This window comes from Halobacillus ihumii, assembly GCF_902726645.1.
GTDB lineage: Bacteria > Bacillota > Bacilli > Bacillales > Halobacillaceae > Halobacillus_A > Halobacillus_A ihumii.
This window is the reverse complement of sequence record NZ_CACVAO010000001.1, coordinates 1,450,669-1,465,887: the sequence shown is the minus strand read 5'-3', so window position 1 is coordinate 1,465,887 and position 15,219 is coordinate 1,450,669. Positions and strand designations below refer to the sequence as shown.

At 43.5% G+C, this 15,219-nt stretch carries 18 protein-coding genes; 11 read left to right on the top strand and 7 right to left on the bottom strand.

Translation table 11 applies throughout. The annotated features are described in order from the left end of the window. Positions 1 to 71: 71 nt before the first annotated feature. Together G6R08_RS07445 and G6R08_RS07440 are read right to left on the bottom strand one after the other, a co-directional pair. Positions 72 to 1,274, bottom strand: a complete 1,203-nt coding sequence (locus G6R08_RS07445; RefSeq protein ID WP_163527404.1) for a chromate transporter — start codon at positions 1,272 to 1,274, stop codon at positions 72 to 74. Positions 1,275 to 1,292: 18 nt separating this feature from the next. Further along, on the bottom strand, positions 1,293 to 1,598 hold the full coding sequence (locus tag G6R08_RS07440; protein WP_163527403.1) for a PadR family transcriptional regulator: 306 nt from the start codon (positions 1,596 to 1,598) through the stop codon (positions 1,293 to 1,295). A 228-nt stretch (positions 1,599 to 1,826) separates the two neighbouring features. Between G6R08_RS07440 and G6R08_RS07435 the strand changes: the two genes are divergently transcribed. Next, the gene (locus G6R08_RS07435) at positions 1,827 to 2,837 is read left to right on the top strand and encodes a DUF3231 family protein (RefSeq protein ID WP_163527402.1); all 1,011 of its coding nucleotides are present in this window, start codon (positions 1,827 to 1,829) and stop codon (positions 2,835 to 2,837) included. 80 nt (positions 2,838 to 2,917) lie between these two features. Here the strand turns inward: G6R08_RS07435 and G6R08_RS07430 are convergent, their stop codons facing one another. Further along, a complete protein-coding gene (locus G6R08_RS07430; protein WP_163527401.1) occupies positions 2,918 to 3,670 on the bottom strand; it encodes a sulfite exporter TauE/SafE family protein in 753 nt (250 codons plus the stop codon). Positions 3,671 to 4,146: 476 nt separating this feature from the next. Here G6R08_RS07430 and G6R08_RS07425 point away from each other — a divergent pair, with 476 nt between their 5' ends. Then, entirely contained in the window at positions 4,147 to 5,484 is a 1,338-nt protein-coding gene (locus G6R08_RS07425; protein ID WP_240339663.1) for a copper amine oxidase, read from the top strand. Between the two features lie 270 nt (positions 5,485 to 5,754). Further along, positions 5,755 to 6,738: a class F sortase gene (locus G6R08_RS07420; RefSeq protein WP_163527400.1), complete on the top strand. Its 984-nt coding sequence runs from the start codon at positions 5,755 to 5,757 to the stop codon at positions 6,736 to 6,738. Positions 6,739 to 6,788: 50 nt separating this feature from the next. Here the strand turns inward: G6R08_RS07420 and G6R08_RS07415 are convergent, their stop codons facing one another. Continuing rightward, a complete protein-coding gene (locus G6R08_RS07415; protein ID WP_163527399.1) occupies positions 6,789 to 6,950 on the bottom strand; it encodes a hypothetical protein in 162 nt (53 codons plus the stop codon). A gap of 42 nt (positions 6,951 to 6,992) precedes the next feature. On the opposite strand from G6R08_RS07415, the gene G6R08_RS07410 reads away from it, so the two are divergent. The 6 genes from G6R08_RS07410 to G6R08_RS07385 all read left to right on the top strand — a co-directional run bounded on the left by G6R08_RS07410 (position 6,993) and on the right by G6R08_RS07385 (position 9,694). Continuing rightward, positions 6,993 to 7,103, top strand: a complete 111-nt coding sequence (locus G6R08_RS07410; RefSeq protein ID WP_163527398.1) for a YjcZ family sporulation protein — start codon at positions 6,993 to 6,995, stop codon at positions 7,101 to 7,103. 281 nt (positions 7,104 to 7,384) lie between these two features. Next, complete coding sequence (kduD, locus tag G6R08_RS07405) at positions 7,385 to 8,143, top strand: 2-dehydro-3-deoxy-D-gluconate 5-dehydrogenase KduD (RefSeq protein ID WP_163527397.1); 759 nt, start codon at positions 7,385 to 7,387, stop codon at positions 8,141 to 8,143. A gap of 178 nt (positions 8,144 to 8,321) precedes the next feature. Next, positions 8,322 to 8,426 carry a YjcZ family sporulation protein gene (locus G6R08_RS07400; protein WP_079528214.1) on the top strand — a complete coding sequence of 35 codons (105 nt, stop codon included), beginning with the start codon at positions 8,322 to 8,324 and terminating at the stop codon, positions 8,424 to 8,426. A gap of 391 nt (positions 8,427 to 8,817) precedes the next feature. Further along, positions 8,818 to 8,982 (top strand): hypothetical protein, encoded by a 165-nt coding sequence (locus tag G6R08_RS07395; RefSeq protein WP_163527396.1) that lies wholly within the window; start codon positions 8,818 to 8,820, stop codon positions 8,980 to 8,982. Then, positions 8,983 to 9,414 (top strand): hypothetical protein, encoded by a 432-nt coding sequence (locus G6R08_RS07390; protein ID WP_163527395.1) that lies wholly within the window; start codon positions 8,983 to 8,985, stop codon positions 9,412 to 9,414. After that, positions 9,401 to 9,694 (top strand): hypothetical protein, encoded by a 294-nt coding sequence (locus G6R08_RS07385; RefSeq protein ID WP_163527394.1) that lies wholly within the window; start codon positions 9,401 to 9,403, stop codon positions 9,692 to 9,694. Before G6R08_RS07390 ends, G6R08_RS07385 begins: the two co-directional genes overlap by 14 nt. A 261-nt stretch (positions 9,695 to 9,955) precedes the next feature. On the opposite strand, the gene G6R08_RS07380 is transcribed toward G6R08_RS07385, so the two are convergent. Further along, on the bottom strand, positions 9,956 to 10,612 hold the full coding sequence (locus G6R08_RS07380) for a hypothetical protein (RefSeq protein ID WP_163527393.1): 657 nt from the start codon (positions 10,610 to 10,612) through the stop codon (positions 9,956 to 9,958). 321 nt (positions 10,613 to 10,933) lie between these two features. Then, positions 10,934 to 12,337, bottom strand: coding sequence for a spore germination protein (locus G6R08_RS07375; protein WP_420810419.1), 1,404 nt, complete (start codon positions 12,335 to 12,337; stop codon positions 10,934 to 10,936). A gap of 393 nt (positions 12,338 to 12,730) precedes the next feature. On the opposite strand from G6R08_RS07375, the gene G6R08_RS07370 reads away from it, so the two are divergent. Continuing rightward, on the top strand, positions 12,731 to 14,056 hold the full coding sequence (locus G6R08_RS07370; RefSeq protein WP_163527391.1) for an FAD-dependent oxidoreductase: 1,326 nt from the start codon (positions 12,731 to 12,733) through the stop codon (positions 14,054 to 14,056). 61 nt (positions 14,057 to 14,117) lie between these two features. Here the strand turns inward: G6R08_RS07370 and G6R08_RS07365 are convergent, their stop codons facing one another. Continuing rightward, positions 14,118 to 14,591 carry a YndM family protein gene (locus tag G6R08_RS07365; protein WP_163527390.1) on the bottom strand — a complete coding sequence of 158 codons (474 nt, stop codon included), beginning with the start codon at positions 14,589 to 14,591 and terminating at the stop codon, positions 14,118 to 14,120. Between the two features lie 269 nt (positions 14,592 to 14,860). On the opposite strand from G6R08_RS07365, the gene G6R08_RS07360 reads away from it, so the two are divergent. Next, positions 14,861 to 15,133 (top strand): spore coat protein, encoded by a 273-nt coding sequence (locus G6R08_RS07360; RefSeq protein WP_163527389.1) that lies wholly within the window; start codon positions 14,861 to 14,863, stop codon positions 15,131 to 15,133. Positions 15,134 to 15,219: the final 86 nt, after the last annotated feature.

The following is a 15,219-nucleotide window of genomic DNA, read 5'->3' as shown; positions in this document are numbered from 1 at the left end:
CCGCATTTTACCACCTCAGGTCATCCAGATTCTGGATGACCTGAGGTGGTAATTTATTGGGGAATTTTCGTTTAAATGCCGATTAGGTTGATGAGGTAGCCGCCGATTATGCCTAGGATGACGATGAGCCAGGCTGGGACTTTCCAGATGTTCAGCAAGGCGAATAGGACGACACCGAGGGCGAAGTCGGATGCCTCGAAGATCGAACTTTTGATTACAGGGTCATAGAACGCCGCTAATAAAATCCCTACTACACTGGCATTCACACCCATGAGAATTCCCTGGAAGGAAGAGCGTTTTCGCAATTCGTTCAGAAACGGTAAGGCTGCGATAACGAGTAGAAACGATGGCAAAAATATTCCGATCGTAGCTACGATAGCGCCGCCGATTCCTTCCATCATCGTTCCTAAATAACTGGAAAACGTAAATAGTGGTCCAGGTACAGCTTGTGCCATGCCGTAGCCAGCTAAAAATTCTTCAGGTGACATCCAACCTGTTGGCACAACTTCCCGCTCAAGCATCGGCAAGACTACATGACCGCCGCCAAACACCAATGACCCTACTCTGAAGAAGATATCAAAAATACTTAGCAATGGGTTGTCAGTCAGTTTTGTCATGATGGGGAGGGCGACGAGACCAAAGACGAGAATTCCTAGCGAAATCACGCCTGTTTTTTTAGAAATGTTAACAGAGAAAGGCTTGACGTTGGACTCAGCTTTATCTTTAAAAAGGGTTAAACCGAGCACTCCTGCCGCTACAATGATGAGAATCTGCATCCATGCGGAAGGATAAAGCAGCATAACAAAGGCCGCTGCAATGGCGATAGCAAGCCGCGTTTTATCCGGGGTTAGTTTTTTCCCTAAGCCGATTAACGCGTGCAGTACAATGGCCGCCGCTACGATCTTCAAACTATGAATGAATCCTGCATCTCCTAATGTGAAGGTCTGATAGAGCATGGCAAATACGACGAGCACAATAACGGAAGGAAGGGTGAAACCAATCCACGACACGATTCCTCCCAATATTCCTCCACGCAGCATCCCTATTGAAATCCCGACCTGACTGCTTGCTGGCCCAGGCAGGAACTGGCATAGGGCAATGATATCTGAGTACGTTTTATCATCCAGCCATTTTCGACGGTCGATATACTCATCTTTAAAGTAAGCCAAATGGGCAACAGGGCCGCCAAACGAGGTAAACCCTAATTTTGTGGAAGCCAATAGAATCTCTAATAAGATGTGAAACGTACTTTTATTGGTTGATTGTTTATCCATATCCTCACCTCGGTTTATCTACTTAATTTCCTTGAAAAGTTCATATGCCTTTTCGCGTGCTTCCTGAAGCACAGTGTCGCCCTTTTCAGTGATTCGGTAATATTTTCTGATTTTCCCGTTTACATTCACTTCTTCTTTGTTCAGCAGTTGATCGACTTCCATATTGTGCAGGATCGGATACAGCGTGCCGGCGCTCATTTCGTAGCCATGTTCACGCAGTTCCTCGAGCATCCATGACCCGTAAATCGCTTCTTCTTTGGCATGGTGCAAAATGTGAATGTGAATAAATCCGAGAAATAGCTTGCGCAATACTTTGTTATCCAACTAATCACTCCTTTTATAGATAATATCGAATACCAATATCGAATTTCGATTATGATTGTATAATTTAATTCAGGAAAAAGCAAGCCCTTAAATTGCTTTGCTTGAATTGGATGATTCTGGATGACCTGAGGTGGGGGATATTTCCATTATAAGTATCTCGAGAATATTCCGGTCATTAGGTGAAACAATAAGCTATCTAATTGTGGGTTTAGAAGCGGAGGTTTATTTATGGAAAACGGGAAGGATAATGTTCGTTTAAATGCTTCAGAATTGGCTAATTTATGGACACAATACCAAAGTGACAGCATGTCCATTCAAGTTATAAGTTATTTTATTGAAAAGACAGAAGATCAAGAGATACGAAAAATTTTAGAATTTGCTGTAGGATTATCAAAGTCACATGTTGAAAAAATTACGGAATTTTTTAATGCAGCTGTTTTTCCTGTTCCACAGGGGTTTACAAAGAAAGATGTAAACTACAGTGCCCCTTCGTTATTTTCAGATGATCTAACTTTATATTATATGTACATTATGACATTGCACGGCTTAACGGGTTACGCCGCGGCAACAGGTACGTCTGTCCGCGGCGATCAAAGGAGCTTTTTTATTCAATGTAATGAGGAAACGATGGAACTATACGATAAAATCGTCGAACTTATGGTGCAAAAGGGGATTCTCAGCAGACCTCCCAGCCTTAACGCGCCAGAGCAGATTGATTTTGTGAGAAACCAAAATTATTTAAGCGGATGGATCGGCAAACAACGGCCTCTTAATGCTATAGAGATCGATGGCCTCTTTTTTAATGCGCAAAAATTAATGGTTAAAATCGTGTTGGAAGTTGGATTCAGTCAAGTCACCCCGTCAAAAGAACTTCGCAAGTATTTACAAAAAGGAAAAACACTCTGTCAAAAACAAGTGAAAATTCTTGATTCGATCTTGTCTAAAGAGAATTTGCCTACACCAAGGGAGTGGAAATCTGAAGTCACCAATTCCACGACTCCTCCTTTTTCGGATAAATTGATGTTATTTCATGTGGTTACACTGGTTTCGACAGCTGCCGGATTTTACGGAGCTGCGCTATCCGTTGTGCAAAGGAGAGATTTGGCGGTACAGTACGCACGTCTCATTGGACAAATTGGATTGTATGCTGAAGATGGTACCAATATTTTGATCAAGAACGGGTGGTTAGAGCAGCCTCCGTTGGCAGCAGACCGGGTTAACTTAACTAATCAAAAATAAAGTAATTGGAATAAACCCCCACCTCAGGTCATCCAGATTCTGGATGACCTGAGGTGGGGGTTATTGGTTTTATTTCCTTATTAAGTAAAGAAGAATAGTCTGATGGCCATTATGAGCACGGCGACGATTAAAATTCGCTGTATCCATTTCTCTCCTCGTTTCACAGCAAATCGGCTGCCGAGAAAAGCACCGATACTTGTACCGAGGGCCAATGTTAATCCGTATCCCCAGTGTATTTGGTCGTTGATAATAAAGATGACTAATGCGGAAACCGTGTAGACCGCGACGATGAATGCTTTTAAGCTATTAATTTTCACAAGGGAAAGTCCGGACATCAATGTCAGGGCTGCAATGATGATGAACCCGACGCCTGCTTGAATGAATCCGCCGTAGACACCGACGAGAAAGAACGCCAGGATGAGACCGATTTTTTTGGCAACAGTGTCTTGCTCCGATGTTTGGGATAGTCGCTTATGCGGCTTCCAAACGATGATGGCTAAGACGAGCAGCATCACGACGGATAAGATGCGGTTAAAGAGTTCGTCGGGAAGGGAGATGGCGAATCTTGCTCCGACGATCGAACCCAAGAAGGCCGGGATCGCCAGCCGCAATCCCAGCTTCCAATCAAAGTATCCGCTTTTTCGAAAAGAGGTGATGGCGACAAGGTTTTGCGCCATGAGGGCGATCCGGTTGGTTCCGTTTGCTACGGAGGACGGAAGCCCGAAGAAGATCAACAGCGGCAGCGTCAGTAGTGAGCCGCCGCCCGCCATGACGTTGATGAATCCTACCGCAATGCCTGCTGCTAGTATCGCTATGAATGAGAGAATCGACATTTGTTTCATCCTTTGTCCTGTAACTGTGTTGGTTATTGGTAGATTATACGATATTTAGCCGTTTTATGACAGGATTCGAACTGCTTTGGATCGTATAAACTTTGGTAATTCCCTTAATTTGGATGACCTGAGGTGGAAATTTACTGGATGACCTGAGGTGGAAGTTGTTTCCACTTTATTGTTCTGCAGCGGTGGGGGATTGTTCTTTTGTGGTCAGTGATTGTTTCTGTTCTCAGCAGGATTGTTCTCTAACTAAAAAGATTGTCCTCTAACGCTGGAAGATTGTTCCCTAACCTGTTTTCAGTGCAAGATCTCCTTCCTTTAGTGTTTAAATAACACCCCGCCACGACAGCTTTTTTCAAAAAATCCGCAAATAACCTAAAAAAATTCATAGAAAAAGTGATCCAGTTGTAATCCGCTCCCGATAGCTTAGTAAGAAAAACAGGACAGACAATACTTGAAGGAGAGTGACTCACTTGAAAACATTGAAAAAAGCAGTCGTAATGTTTATGGCAATCATGCTATTAATCCCATCTCTGGCGATGGCGCATGAAGGGGAAACACATGATAAACCGACATCAAAGACACCAGCCGCTGATTTGCGTGCAGGACTGGATCAATTACTATCTGAACACTTTGTATTAGCGACAACCGCTATGATTAAGGATTACAATGATGCCGAAGATGCTGATGAAGTTTATAAAAAACTTGATCAGAACGCAAAGGATATGACTCCGGTGATTGCTTCGGTTTATGGGGAAGAAGCAGCCGCAAAGTTTGAAGACATTTTTCTTGGACATAACGATTACACACCTGATTTTGTTGAAGCAAAAGTGAACAATGACAAGGAAGCTCGTCAGGCAGCTGAAGCTGAAGTTGATGAATTCGTAAAGCAATTCAGTTCATTCCTTGCTAAAGCAACAGAAGGTAACCTTCCTCAAGAAAAAGCAGCAAAAGTGTTAGCAGCACACGAACAAGATGTGATTAACGTATTTGATTATTATGTAGCTGGAGAATACAAAAAAGCATATGAGGCGTTCCGTGAAGGGTTCGACCGTATGTTTACGATCAGTAAAGCTCTATCAAGCGCAATTGTTACACAAATGCCTGAAAAATTTGAAGGAACAAAAGCAGTAACACCAGCCGCTGACTTGCGTTCTCAATTGAACAGTCTGGCTGCCGAGCACTTCGCTCTAGCCATTCTTGGAATGCAAAAAGGCTATAATCAGGCAGAAGATTATGATTTTGTAACATGGGCAGAAAACATGAATACGCATGATTTCACGAAAGCTATTGAATCTATTTATGGTGCGGAAGCGGCCTCACAGTTCCAGAAAATCTGGCAGAAAAACCACATCCAAGCACAAGGGCAACTTGTAACTGCAACACTTGAAAATGATGAAGAAGCACGTATGGCAGCGGAGCAAAGCCTGCAGACGTTTGCAGAAACGCTAGGTGAGTTCCTAGGTAAAGCAACGGGCGGAAACTTGCCAGCTGATGCTGCAACGAATGCACTTTGGGCACATGAAGAAGATGTTATCCAAACATTTGATCACTATGTAGCTGGCGATTACCAAGCAACATATGAGTCTTTCCGCGATGGATATGGCTTCATGTTTGGCGTAGGTGAAAAACTAAGTGACGCGATTGTCAAACAAATGCCTGATAAATTCTCAGCTGAGCAAATGCCATCTGACATGCCGAAGACCGGAATGGGCGGTACAGCCACAAACAGTCTTTGGACATGGGCAGCATTTGGAGCCCTTGTCTTGATCTCAGGCGGCTTCATGATTAGAAAAAAAGCACAGCAATAAACAAGTAGCATTACAAAGCTCCTCAGGGGGTCCAGCCTTTGGGGAGCCTAAAGGACACCCGCATTTACCTCATCTTCGGATCAAGGTGAATGCGACTGTCCTCACTAAATTTTGATACAACAACGGCGAGTTCCTTAAAACCCTCTCAAGGTCATATGCAAAGGATACGCGCCGGAACATGATAAGCTAGAGGGGAGGGGCAACCCTCTCCTCTTTTCATAAAAAAATGCGCAACGTGATGATAAATACATTTCAAAAAAGGTGATGGGTATGAAGTGGAGAACGTATTTTACCATTGTAGGCTTAGGGGCCCTGCTGCTGGCGGGGTATAATTCAAACGTATGGGCGAACTTTACCTCCCCCTATGATCCGACAGCTGAAACAACAACCTCTGAAAATAAAAAACAGGAAGCCTCTGATCTCTCCCTGGAATCTGAAGAGTTTACGCTCGTTGATCAATCAGGCGACGTCAAAGAAGTTGATTTTGAAACGGATAAACCAGACACGAGCAGCGGTATCGTTCCAACTAACTTGAAGATTCCTAGTCTCGACATTGATGCGCCTGTATCCAAAGTAGGCATCCTCGACAGCGGACAAATGGGCGTGCCGAAAGATGACAAGACAGTCGGATGGTTCGAGCCGGGCACGAAGCCAGGCAACACCGGGAACGCTGTCATGGCCGGGCACGTCGATAACCAATCCGGGCCAGCCGTCTTTTTCTATCTGGATGATTTACAAAAAGGTGATGAGGTCATTGTCACGAATGAAGAAGGAAAAGAGCTGACGTTTGTCGTACAAAAACTCGAAAGCTATCCCCGTAATGACGCACCAATTGAGAAAGTTTTCGGGAAAACCGATAAAAAAAGGCTCAACCTGATTACGTGCACAGGAAACTTCAACTATGACAAAGGTACCCATGAAGAGCGTTTGGTAGTGTACACAGAACTGAAGTCTTCCTTGGATAACGACAAAGAGCAGTCCAAAGAAGACGCCGATTACGAGATTAAAGCCCCTACCCATGTGGAAGTGAACGGAACTTTCGTAACATGGCATGCAGTCCGTGTCGATGGGGTGGCAGGCTATCGTGTGTATCGCAGTGAAGATGGCGAGAACTTCAAAAAAGTAGCCAGCATCTCCGAACACGAACGCAAAACGTACACCGATCCTGAAGCATCAAAATACACGTATTACGTGACAACCGTTTACCTGGACGGAACCGAATCAGAACCTTCTAAACACGCCAAAGCCGAATAAAACCACCTCCCACCATACCTGAACCAATTACCATTAATAACCACCTCAGGTCATCCAGAATCTGGATGACCTGAGGTGGTTTTCTTTTGCTGATTTTCCTTTTTTTGTTTGATTGGGATTTGATTGAGATAGTAAAACTCCATCCCCATATTCTTTCTCATTACTCTACCGAAACCTAATTTTGATAAGGTCTGGCTTATTGTCCACTCCAAATAGCTCTCCCTACATACTGTAGTTAAAAAGGGGGTGAAATAATGAGTTACGGAAATGGATTTGGTGGAGGATTTGCATTGCTTGTAGTCCTTTTCATTCTACTAATTATCGTTGGAGCGAGTGCCTTCGGCGGCGGTTACGGTGGTTTTTAATTTGAATGGAAAATGGGTCAGGGTCGATTCTCCCCCCAGCAATCGGTTTACTGACTTTAAAAGCTGACGAGAGACTCTCGTTAGCTTTTTTAATAAGCCCAAAAACCCGTATGACAGAAGGGAGGGTGTAGACTCTTCACTTTCTGCCGGTCATTAGTAGATTGACCGATTTGGACTTTTTTGGTGTACTTATAGAAACTCGAATGATTTTTACAGGCAGTATTACAGTTAGATTAGCCATCTTAGAAATAACTCATTCAGTACATAGTATAGGAGGTCCCATGAACAATTACTTTGACTTACAAGGAAAAACAGCCTTAGTAACCGGGGGCAATAAAGGTGTAGGGAAAGCCGTATCTTTAGGTCTGGCCGAAGCAGGAGCAGACATCTTAATTGTCAGCCGCTCCGGAGCTCCCGACGAACTCATCAAGGAAATTGAAGGAAAAGGAAGACGCTGTGAAGTGATTCGACACGATCTATCTCAAGTCGATCAGATTAATGAATTAGTCTCTAAATCGCTCGACCTGTATGGAAAAATTGACATCTTAGTTAATAATGCAGGGGTCCAGAGAAGAGCCGATTCCGTTGATTTCAGCCAGGAAGATTGGGATTTTGTTCAAGACGTCAACGCGAAGGCTGTTTTTTTCCTGTGCCAGGCATTTGGCAGGAAGATGTTAGAACATGGCTATGGGAAGATTATTAATCTATCTTCACTTCTGTCATTTCAGGGCGGTTTAAGAGTGCCTGCCTACGCAGCCAGTAAAGGGGCTGTGGCTATGTTTACGAAATCTCTTTCCAATGAATGGGCGAGCAAAGGCGTTAACGTGAATGCCGTGGCGCCAGGCTACATTGCTACAGAAATGAACGAGGCCCTCATTGCAGATGAACAACGAAGTAAAGAAATTTTAGATCGAATCCCTGCTGGACGATGGGGAAATCCCGAAGATTTAGCGGGGGCCGTAGTCTTTTTAGCAACAAGAGCAGCAGACTATATCCATGGAGAAGTACTCGTCGTAGATGGAGGCTGGATGGGAAGATAATAACGGCCAGCAGCAATCATTTACATTATTAACCACCTCAGGTCATCCAGATTCTGGATGACCTGAGGTGGTTTTTTTATTCCATATCTGTACGGGAACCTATTTTTGGTATGGGGTGGCTTATGGTCCACTCATTATTGATCTCTCATCATAGTGTAGTTAAAAAGGGGGTGAGATAATGAGTTACGGATATGGTGGAGGATTTGCATTGCTTGTAGTCCTTTTCATTCTACTAATCATCGTTGGAGCTAGTGCCTTCGGTGGTGGGTACGGTGGTTTTTAATTTGAATGGATTCATGAGTCAGGATCGATTCTCCCCCAGAGTCTGATTCCTGAATTTTAGAAAGGCTGACGATAAATTCGTCAGCTTTTTCAACGTTGTAGGAGGTTCATTGAAAGAGTTGCTGCGTTAGAAGAAAATTACAAAAACTTTACAAATTGGGAAAAAGTAATTATGCTATTAGAGGATTTTTACATACGTATGTACGAGTAATATCTCCAAAAGGTACCGATATAGGGTAAATAGTATGAAGTCTCTAATGAGCATTAGGGTCTGCATTGCTTTTGATCAGATTATTAGCGGGTTATAGTAGGGAATTCTGCGATGGAGTTTGTAGGGCGAATTCTATAATTCGACAGATGTCGAAAAGAAAGAAGCCTATTTGAGGGAAAACGTGCATAAGAATGTTCGTGATCTATTTTTACCAAATAAGCTGACTGACATTACTTATTTGCAGAAAGCGTCTGCTAAGGGCGAAAATGCGTTCGATGTTGGAGCACAGAGAAGGAGCAAAGAGCTAAATTATGAATACGATGAGGAAGTGGAAGGGGGAAAATAGGTGAATAAAACAGGTATATTCGTGTTAGGGTTAATCGGCTCGATATTGGGGATGATCGGATCCGTTATGTGGTTCTTCTTTGGAACCTATTTTTTTGCGGGAATGGTGGATGCGGATCAGCCGTATTATGCCCCGTTGACTGATGAGGCCTTGGGGATAGGGCTAATTGTTTCAATCACACAGGGCGTTCTTACGATAGCTATCTTTATTATCACCCTTGTGAAGTCAACGCCTGGCAGTTTGGATGGAGGGGTGAAAAATAGCGGCGTATGGTTGTTAGTCTTAGGGATTATAGGAGCAATTATTAATCTATTTCATTTAATCCCTTGTGTATTGATTATTATTGCAGGATCGATAGCGTTAATAAACGCATCGAAAGAGAAAGAACAGGTTGTGGAACAACGGGAGGGAAATTCATATGATGGCAGCTAAAGTATTAAAACTTATTTCAGGTGGATTGGAAGCGTTATTAGGAATTCCAATCATTGGGGGAAGTATCATCCTCGGACTGGCGTGGACACCGCTGGCTGTGATGTTGTTATTACACATTGCTACGTTAATTGTTAGTGTTAAGAATGATGTTAAGATCCACGGACCGATACTAGGGATTGTTACATCGGTTGTAGGATGGATTCCGTTTGTGGGAATGACGATGCATATTATTACGGCGGTTCTATTATTAGTCGATGGTTCTCAACAAAAAGGAGAGTAATTCTCCCTCCTTGCCATGTACGGCATGAGATATGTTCATTTGAACCCGTCGTGATGACAGCTAATATAATGGATACAGCTGCACAAAAATAAAGGATACGTCTTCCCCTCGTATTCTTTATTTTTGTGTGCCAGGCATGATCTATAACTTGGTAGTGAAAGTTCACTACAGGCTTGGCAGTAGGAACTGTTAGCCGAAAAGGTGTTTAACTGTGAGGTGGGATCTTAAAAAGAGGGAGGCTAATCACCTCCTCCTACTCGATTAATGGTTGTGCGTATTTTCTTGATCGGGCTGCTCAGCCATATCTTTAATTTTTTCATAAGCCTGTCGCACCATTTCGTCAGCAATCATCACTTGATCAGTATCAAATTTCTCTTCTTTTGAAACGTCAAATTGGAGTTTCTCTGCGTAGGGAGCGGATCGGTTCATCATAAAAGCTGAAGTCACGTCACAATAAACATTCCTAGCCCTTTCAGCATTTAGCTTACCTGTAACGATGTCATGCATTAAGTTAAGAGCAAGGACGTTAGCGGCTTCCATGTCACATCTAGATGAAACCTCTCCCCTTGTCCGTTCTACAATGACACTTCCATCAAATTTGGCAAGCTCACTAAACATTTCTGGGGGAACAGAATAGTTGATATAGTTCTCGATCACATCAGTATGAGGCTGCGGGAAATCATGCGGGATTTCGTCACGATAAACAATCGTTCGTTTCCATGGTCCATTGTTATACCAGATTAATCGACTTTGAATGGCTTCGTTTGGGGGACCGTACTGGTCGATTGTAAGGTTCGCCACGTTTTTAGACATGGCATTCCAATCTTTAATGATCTCTTTAACTAATTCCATGTTCATAACGTCTCTGGTTGTTTTCTCAGCTCCGCCTAAGGTTTGGACCTTTATATCGCTTCCCATTGCAATGCCTGCCGTTTATAACTTTTTGTCTTGTTCCATTAATACGCCTCCAAGGATTTTTGATGTAGTTATACTATGTGCATCTGATCTTTAAATATAAGTAAATTATTATCAATTTATCCAGCCCTCATGTAAAAAAACATTCCTGTCGTAACGACAGTTTCATATATAATAAAATTCCTTTTGAAAAATTAATACACATGCTAAACGGGGATTATCCACATCCATATCCCTCTGCTTATTTAAATATAAGAATAGTGGTTTGTGCGGTGATTATCACACAAATAAAGGATACGACTGATGAGTCGTATCCTTTAGGGATTAACGGTCTGGATCTCTCGGATGGAAAGCACTTGGACGTCTATTTTTCAGTGGCATCGGAGCTCTTAAAAATACATCTCTAATCGCCCGATAGTTGAACGGAATGAACGGCCACAGGTAAGGAATGTTGAATGACTTGATGCGGGCAAGCGAGACGATCCACAGAGTAAGACCGATCACAAATCCCACTAAGCCAAAGGCGGCCGTTGCAAACAGCAGACAGAGTCGATAGATCCTGTTCGCCAACGCGAATTCATAGGACGGCGTTGCAAATGTACCAATCGCCACAAATGAAATGTACAAGATGACTTCATTGGTAAACAGCCCAACAGCTACGGCAATCTGCCCGATAATAACTGCCGAGACGAGACCGAGGGCGGTGGCCATCGAGGATGGCGTATGAATCGTTGCCATCCTCAACATATCCATCCCGATCTCGACAAGTATGAGCTGAATCAGCAATGGGATCAGTATCGTTTCTTTCGGTCCGATAAAACTTAACGCTTCGGGCAGTAAATGCTGGTTCGAAGCAAAGAAGAACCAGAGCGGCAGCAGGAAGACCGACATCCAGATCGCCAGAAACCGGACGATACGGAAGTAGGCTCCGACGATCGGACGCTGCCGATATTCTTCCACGTGGTGCAGATGGTGCCAAAAGGTTGCCGGTGTAATTAGCACACTCGGTGACCCGTCCACAATGACAAGCACATGACCTTCGTACAAATGGATGGCTGCCGTATCCGGACGCTCGGTGTAACGCACCGTCGGATAAGGGTTCCAGCCTCGTCCGCATAGAAATTCCTCCACCGTTTTCTCACCGAGCGGAAGTCCATCTGTATCAATTTTTTTAAGCGAACTCTTAATTTTGTCAACAATGTGAGGGTCGGCGATATCCTTAATGTACGACACACAAATATCGGTTTGCGATCGTCTCCCGATCGACATGTACTCCATCCTCAGGGAAGGATCGCGTACACGCCGGCGTGTCAGAGCTGTATTAAAGACTACCGTCTCGACAAAACCGTCCCGGGGCCCGCGTGTTACGCGTTCTAAATCAGGCTCGGACGGGCTCCTGACTGGATACGTCCTCGCGTCAATAATAATAACTTTATCAATGCCATCTACAAAGAGCGCTGTCGCGCCACTTAGTACCCAGAATACGGTTTTATCCAAATCATCCTCTGTACTAATCTCTATGTACGGAAGATAGGTTTTCATCAATTTCGTTAACGGTTCAGCATCAAGCTGTTCAGGGTCAAGCCCAGCAAGCAGCTTCATGAGGTAATGGAGGATTTTGTCCTTCGCAAAACCATCAATTAAAAACATGCCCATATCGCGCCCGGCATAGTTCAAGTCCAGATGGATCGCATCGAAACTTTCGCCGATCCCAAGCTCTTTTTTCATAAAATCAATGTTATCTGTAAAACGATCATAAACAGGCTGTTTCGATCGTCTATATCCTTCGTAGCCCATGAGTGCACCTCCTCCATTACATTTCTCCCCAATTGGAGCTGGATTCATACATGAAACCCGTAAGAAAATAGACGAACTGGGAATGAAATCACGAAGAGGATTGAGGGTATTGGGGTGGATTGTGTTCACAGGAGGAGTACTTATTATAAAATCATAAGGACGACTAATAGTTCCCTAACTCGAGAAGATTCCTCCCTAACTCCGCAAGATTACGACTTAACGCAAAATTTACCTTCTAATCTTGGGTGAAACAATAGGAATTTGAATAGAAAATCAGCAACCAACAAATACTTGGTGAAATAAAGCAATTCAGGAGGAGCTCGAATGGAGAAGTATGATGCGATTGTCGTCGGAGGCGGGTTGGCCGGGCTTGCGAGCGGGGTTCAGTTGGCCGCGAAAGGAAAGCGCGTCCTTTTACTTGAAGCAGCAGGGGTGGTCGGAGGACGAACTTCGTCTTATGACATAGAAGGGATGAACGTAGAATCGGGGTTTCATCGGTACATAGGATTTTATTCCCATTTGCCCCTTTTACTTAGAAAAGTAGGAATCAAGCTTTCTGACATTCTTACTTGGGAAGAAAAAGTACACGTCCGTATGAATAACGGAAAGCCGTTGGTGTTAGGACTTGCCCCTGTACACGGGATGGTTAAAACGATACAAGGGTTTATTGGCAATCAAGACTATTTGTCGGTTAAGGACAAGCTTTCCCTGCTTCCTTTCTTTATAAAAGGAATGATGGATTATCTAACCAGGCCTAAACAACTGGACTCGTTCAATATTAAAGACTATGCCTTTAAACATGGGGTCACTCCAGATGCTTTCCATCAGCTGATTGTTCCTTTGAGTTCAGGCATTTATTTTCTGCCGCCTGACCGTTACTCTGCCTATGTGTTTTTTGGACTGTTTGCTCCGGGCATACCTAAATTTTATAAAATGAGAATCGGTGCTTTTCTCGGAGGGATGACAGAAATAATGTGTCAACCGATGGCAGATTGGATTGAGCAGAAGGGTGGCGAGGTCAGGGTCAATACAAAGGTGGATTCCCTTATTTACGAAGATCACCAAGTTAAAGGGGTACGATTAAGCAACGGTGAAAGCATTTACGCCAACCATACGATCTTGGCGACCACGTTACATGCTTCAAAGCCATTATTAGAGCAGCATTTCAAAGAAGAAGAATGGTTTAAACCGATCGGAAACCTGCCCATGATGCCAGCTGTGTGTATGCAGATTGAGTTAAGCGAGCCCGCCTATCCAGTGGATATCACCACATTCGCCCCTTTGACATGCATGGCTAGTTTTGCTGAGCAGTCCAGAACGACATTCCAGCAATCAAAAGGCCGCTTATCAATCATTCTTTCGCCTCCTGAGAAATTTTTAGAAAAGAAACCTGAGGAAACGCTGAAGGAGGTTCTACTCGATGCGCAGAAAATTGGGTTAGACCTCAAGGATAAAATCATCGACTATCGACAAATCAATCATGTCTATGATTTCCATAGCCTTGAGCCAGGCCATCAACAGTTAAGGCCCACTCAAAAGACGCCTGTCGACGGACTCATCTTAGCTGGTGATTACACGAAGCAGCCCTATTTTTCGACGATGGAAGGCGCTGCGTATTCAGGAATCAAAGCGGCAAGACTTATAAGATAAAGTTCCTTTCAATTAAAACAAAAATCCTCCCATGAGGAAGGATTTTTGTAGTAGGAGGTCCCTACTCTTCTTCGTCTGTTTCTTTTGGTTTCTTGGCGGTTGGTTTGATATCCACATCTGAGCCAAATTCAGTCTGCAGGTTTCCTTGATGGGAAAAATTCCTCTCATCTTTCGTGTTAGAGGATTGATTTGGTAAAATACTTTTCTCCATATAGCGGTGGAAAATCATTTCTCCAACTGCGATCAAGACAGCAGATATAAGCGAAGCGGTTCCTAATGGGACATCTGCCTCGAATAGGATAGCTCCAAGGACCCACGTGCCCATCAGTACGAGCCCAAAATCAGCTATCGTTGCTGCGGTGTTACCCAGTTTGGGAAGAATAAACAAATCCCCTATGAGGTAGGCACCAACGGTTAATAAAACACTGGTGGTTAAGATGTCGCCAAATGAAACATCATAAAAACCTCCTAAAACGATCCATAGCACGGCTGTAACCATGACAAACTTTATGAGTAATGCTTTAATATGCTTCATTATTTTCTCCTTTCTTTATTAGGGACTCAGTATATTTTGTCCATTCCTTTCGTCTTTAATCTGGCTCTTCCTATGGGATGGGATTACACGAAACATTGGAAGTGCATGAATTACTGAACTTTAAAAATAATTGCTTAGCAAAATCAACAACAATGAGCAGCCTGGTACAGGACGAAGCATTGAAAGAACTCCTTAATCAGGATATAAATACTTCTAAACAACATGTTCAGGATCTTCAGGGTTTTTGGTCATAGAAAGGATGAGAACATATGCCAAACATGGATGAGATGACAGATCAGGTCATTGCCGGTGACCTGTTAATTGCATCAAAATCGGCCATTAAAGATTATGCCGCGGCCATAGCTGAATGTGCGACACCAGAAGTAAGAAAGACGCTGCACAGGCATCTTGATGACGCCATCTTACAACATGAACACGTATCAATGTATATGATTGATAACGGATATTACGATCCCTATGATTTGCAAAATCAAATTTCGATGGATCAGCAAAATGCCCAAAAGTCAATGACACAAAAATAAGCTGCCCTGCATGTCCAGTAAATGGAAATGCAGCCTTTTCCCTTAATGAGTACAGGTACTCTCTTTGGGTGCCCCAGATTTGACTT